Raw genomic sequence first — 4,781 nt, forward strand, 5'->3', positions numbered from 1 at the left:
GGCGTGAATACAGACGGCACGATTGCCGGTGCAAAGGTCACCGGTCATGCGGAGACCCCGGGCCTTGGCGCCAAGGCGCAGGCAGACCCGAACTGGATTACGCAGTTTGCCGGCCAGTCGGCAGACGGCTCGCTTGCCGTCACCAAGGACGGCGGCACCATCAACGCCATCACCGGCGCGACGATTACCTCCCGCGCGGTAACGCTTGGCGTGAACACCGCGGCAAAGTATGTCGCAAGTCTGGGTTAAAGGAGGAAAGCCACTATGAATTTCAAGGATAAACTGAAGGCCGGCGTCATCCTCGACAACCCGGTTTTCATGCAGCTTATCGGCCTGTGCCCGACGCTTGCAACGACCACCTCGCTGCAGAACGCGCTCGGCATGGGCGTTGCGGCAACGATCGTTCTGATTTGCTCCAACGTCGTTATTTCGGCGCTGCGCAAGTTCATTCCGGATAAGGTTCGTATTGCGGCCTTTATCACCATCATTGCAACTTTCGTTACCATGATCGACCTGCTGCTGCAGGCGTTCATTCCCTCGCTGGCGGCATCCCTCGGCCTGTTCCTGCCGCTGATCGTTGTTAACTGCATCATCCTCGGCCGTGCCGAGGCGTATGCGTCCAAGAACAAGGTTCTGCCCTCTGCGCTGGACGGCGTTGTAATGGGTCTGGGCTTTATGTTCGCACTGGTACTGATGGGCTTCTTCCGCGAGCTGCTCGGCGGCGGCACGATCCTGTCCGGTATCGTAAACGGCGTGAGCGGCATTGCCGTTCCGTTCTTCAACAGCAACCCGATGGTTATGATGATTCTGCCGGCCGGCGGCTTCCTGATGATGGGCTTCATCTTTGCCGCTATCCAGAAGATCATGGCTGGAAAGGAGGACAAGTAAATGTTTAATTTGCCTGCTTCCATGGGACTGACCGATATTCTGTCCCTTGCCATCGCGGCGATTCTGGTTAACAACTACATTCTGGTGCAGTTCCTGGGCTGCTGCTCGTTCTTCGGCGTATCCAAGAAGACCGATACGGCTATCGGCATGGGCATGGCGGTTGTGTTCGTTATGGCGATTGCATCCGCTGCGTCCTGGGCGGTTTGGTACTTCGTTCTGGAGCCGCTGGGCCTGGGCTACATGCAGACCATCGCGTTCATTCTGGTGATTGCAACGCTGGTACAGTTTGTAGAAATGTTCATGAAAAAGTCGATGCCGGCGCTGTATTCCGCGCTTGGTATCTTCCTGCCGCTGATTACCACCAACTGTGCCGTACTGGGCGCCGCCATTTCCAATATTGACAATGGCTACTCCTTCATCGGTTCGCTGGTATACGGCGTCTGCGCCGGTTTGGGCTACACGCTGGCAATCGTGCTGTTCGCATCCATCCGCGAACGTCTGGACGCGACCGCCAAGTGCCCCAAGTGCTTTGAGGGCTTCCCGATTGCGCTGATTTCCGCGGCGCTGCTCGCTATGTCCTTTATGGGCTTCTCCGGCCTGAGCATCCCGTGGTAAGAAAGGGAGGACGATAAGAAATGGATATGACTAATGTAATTTCGGCGGTCGTGGTTCTGTTTATCATGGGCGTCGTGTTCGCAATCCTGCTCGGCGTGGCCGCCAAGGTGTTCGCCGTTGAGGTTGACGAGCGGATCCCGCTGGTGCGTGAGTGCCTGCCGGGCGCAAACTGCGGCGGCTGCGGCTATCCGGGCTGTGACGGTCTGGCGGCTGCGATTGTAGCCGGCACCGCGCCAGTTAACGGCTGCCCTGTCGGTGGCGCCGCTTCCGCTGCAAAAATCGCAGAGGTAATGGGCGTGGAAGCCGAGACGGGCGAGCGCAAGGTTGCGCACGTTCACTGCAACGGCGGCTGCAACGCTGTGGATAAAGCGGTTTATGAAGGTCTGAAGGACTGCAACGCTGCAATGCGCGTTGCGGGCGGCCCCAAGGCGTGCGCGTTTGGCTGCATGGGCCTCGGCTCCTGCGTCAGCGCGTGTGCGTTTGACGCCATCCACATTGTGGACGGCACCGCCAAGGTTGATCCGGAAAAGTGCGTAGCCTGCGGCCAGTGTGTTGCGGCCTGCCCGAAGAAGCTGATCGACCTGGTTCCGGAAAGCAAGAAGGTACATGTCAACTGCAAGAATCAGGACAAGGGACCGGCCGCAATGAAGGTCTGCTCCAACGCCTGCATCGGCTGCGGCATGTGCGAGCGCACCTGCAAGTTTGACGCGATTCATGTTGTGAACGGCGTAGCTGTGATCGACTATGAGAAGTGCAAGAACTGCAAGATGTGCACCAAGGTTTGCCCGAAGAACTGCATCGAGCCCATCCCGACCGACGAGGAGAAGGCGAAGTTCAAGGAGATGCAGGCCAAGCAGGCTGCCGCTGCCAAGGCTAAGGCGGAAGCTGCCAAGGCTGCGGAAGCAGAAAAGGCAACCGAGGACAAGTAATGGATTATCTGCATCCCAAGCTGGATGACGCTGCTATCGCCCGCATGTCGAGCCTCGCGCTCGCCCATGTGGGCGATGCCGTTTATGAGGTGCTGGTGCGTTCGTATCTGGCCTGCGGCGGTACGCAGACCGCCCGCAACCTGCACAGCCATACTATTGCGCTGGTGCGCGCAGGCGCGCAGGCGCAGGCGGCGCAGCGGATTCTGCCGCTGCTGACCGAAGCGGAGCGGGAGGTCTATCGCCACGGCCGCAACGCCAAGCCCAAAACGGTGCCCAAATCGGCTTCCGTTGCGGAGTATGCGCAGGCGACGGCGCTGGAGGCCCTGTTCGGCTGGCTGTATCTGAAACAGCAGTACGATAGGATCAATGCGCTGTTCGACGTGATTGCCCAAGCGTTTTGACAGAAAAAAGACCTTTCCCGTTTGGGAAAGGTCTTTTGCATTTCTGCAAATTATTCGTCGGCTTCGCGGTTGCGCAGCTCCTCTTTTTTGAGCTTCTGCTCGTTGGCATAGACGCGGCTTTTCAGGCGGCACAATTCCTGGGACAGCGGATCGGGCAGGTGAATCTGGTCCAGATCGTAGGACGGCGACGGGCCGACGCGCTGGCCGTCAATCTTGACAACGCGCGCCTTGACGCCGACTACAGTAGAGCCGGGCGGGACCTCCTGCAGCACAACGGCGTTGGCGCCGATGCGGCTGTTGTCTCCCACCTTGAACGGACCGAGCACCTTTGCGCCGGTCGAGATCAGCACGTTGTTGCCGATGGTCGGATGGCGCTTGCCGGTGTCATGTCCCGTGCCGCCGAGGGTGACGCCGTGATAGATGGTGCAGTCGTCCCCGATTTCGGCGGTTTCGCCGATGACGATGCCCATACCGTGGTCGATAAACAGGCGGCGGCCGATGGTAGCGCCCGGGTGGATTTCGATACCGGTCAGGTGGCGGGCAAACTGGCTGAGCCAGCGCGCCAGAAAGAACCGCTTGTGCTGATAGAGCCAGTGTGCCTGCCGGTGCAGAATCAGCGCATGAAAACCCTGATAAAGCAGGAAAACTTCAAGCGTGGAGCGCGCTGCTGGATCGCGGTCGCGAATCGAGCGCGCGTCGTCCAGAAGTCCTTCAAAAATCATAAAACATACATCCTATCATGTCAGTACGGATTTGGTGTACATTCTATTATAATCGCTTTGCGGGAAAAATTCAAACCCTACATTGAAATCTGGCGAAAAAGTGGTATAATGTAAGAAGATTTTGCTGAACGAGGTAAGAAAACTATGAAAATTACTGTCATGGGGCTGGGCTATATCGGCCTGCCCACCGCAATCACGCTGGCGGAGGCCGGTTTTGAGGTTTGCGGCTTCGACGTAAATGAAAAAACGATAGAAACCCTGCAGGGCGGTCATATCCATATTGTTGAACCAGGCTTGCAGCAGGCGTTTGAGACCGCAGTCAGCCATGGGCATCTGCATTTTTCAAGCGAGCTGGCCCCGTCCGATGTGTTCTATATTGCGGTGCCCACGCCGTTTTATCAGGATGAGACCGGCAGCCACAAGGCGGACCTTACGTTTGTTGAGTCCGCCGGCCGGATGGCAGGCAAGCTGCTTGCGCCGTCCAACCTGGTGATTCTTGAATCCACCGTACCGCCGCACACCAGCGAAATGCTCGCCCGCGTGCTTTCGGAAGAGTCCGGCATCCCGATGGAGCAGGTCCATGTGGCGCATTGTCCGGAGCGTGTTATCCCGGGCAATATGATGTATGAGCTGAAGAACAACGACCGCATCGTCGGCGCGCGCACGCCCGAAGCGGCGGAAATGGCAGCCGCCATTTACGAAAAGGTGCTGGACAAGGGCGTGGTCCACAAGACCGACGACCTGACCGCCGAAATGTGCAAGCTGACCGAAAACACCTTCCGCGATGTCAACATCGCCTATGCAAACGAGCTTTCGGTCATCTGCGATAAAATGGGCATCGACGTGTTCGAGCTGATTAAGCTCGCCAACTGCCATCCGCGCGTCAATATCCTGACGCCGGGCGTCGGCGTCGGCGGGCACTGCATCGCGGTCGATCCGTGGTTTATTTACGAGCAGTTCCCGGCGGAGGCCAAGGTCATCCTTGCCGCGCGTGAACGCAATGAAAACAAGCCCCGCTTTGTGGCGAACAAGGTGGTTTCCGAGCTGGGTAAGGTGACGGATACCGTCGGCGTGCTTGGCCTGTCCTATAAGCCGGATGTGGACGATATGCGCGAGTCCCCCTCGATTGAGCTGTGCCACATTTTGCAGGATAAGGGTGTAAACGTCATCGCCTGTGAGCCGTTTTCAAAGGAAAACGAGGTGCAGGGCATTCCGAACGTCTTCTT

General features: G+C 58.0%; 7 protein-coding genes. 6 read left to right on the top strand and 1 reads right to left on the bottom strand.

All coding sequences use genetic code 11. From position 1 onward, the window contains the following. The 5 genes from ACOYIE_RS09380 to ACOYIE_RS09400 all read left to right on the top strand — a co-directional run. Positions 1–249: FMN-binding protein (locus tag ACOYIE_RS09380; protein WP_433412601.1), on the top strand; the 249-nt coding region annotated here is incomplete at its 5' end. 15 nt (positions 250–264) lie between these two features. Continuing rightward, on the top strand, positions 265–888 hold the full coding sequence (rsxE, locus tag ACOYIE_RS09385) for an electron transport complex subunit RsxE (RefSeq protein WP_433412603.1): 624 nt from the start codon (positions 265–267) through the stop codon (positions 886–888). Further along, positions 889–1,503 carry an electron transport complex subunit RsxA gene (gene rsxA / locus ACOYIE_RS09390; RefSeq protein WP_433412605.1) on the top strand — a complete coding sequence of 205 codons (615 nt, stop codon included), beginning with the start codon at positions 889–891 and terminating at the stop codon, positions 1,501–1,503. A 26-nt stretch (positions 1,504–1,529) separates the two neighbouring features. Beyond that, positions 1,530–2,432, top strand: coding sequence for an RnfABCDGE type electron transport complex subunit B (locus tag ACOYIE_RS09395; protein ID WP_433412613.1), 903 nt, complete (start codon positions 1,530–1,532; stop codon positions 2,430–2,432). Further along, complete coding sequence (locus ACOYIE_RS09400; RefSeq protein WP_433412607.1) at positions 2,432–2,833, top strand: Mini-ribonuclease 3; 402 nt, start codon at positions 2,432–2,434, stop codon at positions 2,831–2,833. Before ACOYIE_RS09395 ends, ACOYIE_RS09400 begins: the two co-directional genes overlap by 1 nt. A 50-nt stretch (positions 2,834–2,883) precedes the next feature. Here the strand turns inward: ACOYIE_RS09400 and epsC are convergent, their stop codons facing one another. Then, positions 2,884–3,555 carry a serine O-acetyltransferase EpsC gene (gene epsC, locus ACOYIE_RS09405; protein ID WP_433412609.1) on the bottom strand — a complete coding sequence of 224 codons (672 nt, stop codon included), beginning with the start codon at positions 3,553–3,555 and terminating at the stop codon, positions 2,884–2,886. Between the two features lie 144 nt (positions 3,556–3,699). Between epsC and ACOYIE_RS09410 the strand changes: the two genes are divergently transcribed. After that, positions 3,700–4,781: nucleotide sugar dehydrogenase (locus ACOYIE_RS09410; RefSeq protein WP_433412611.1), on the top strand; the 1,082-nt coding region annotated here is incomplete at its 3' end.

Source organism: Agathobaculum sp., assembly GCF_050946325.1.
In the GTDB taxonomy this organism is placed as follows: Bacteria; Bacillota; Clostridia; order Oscillospirales; family Butyricicoccaceae; genus Agathobaculum.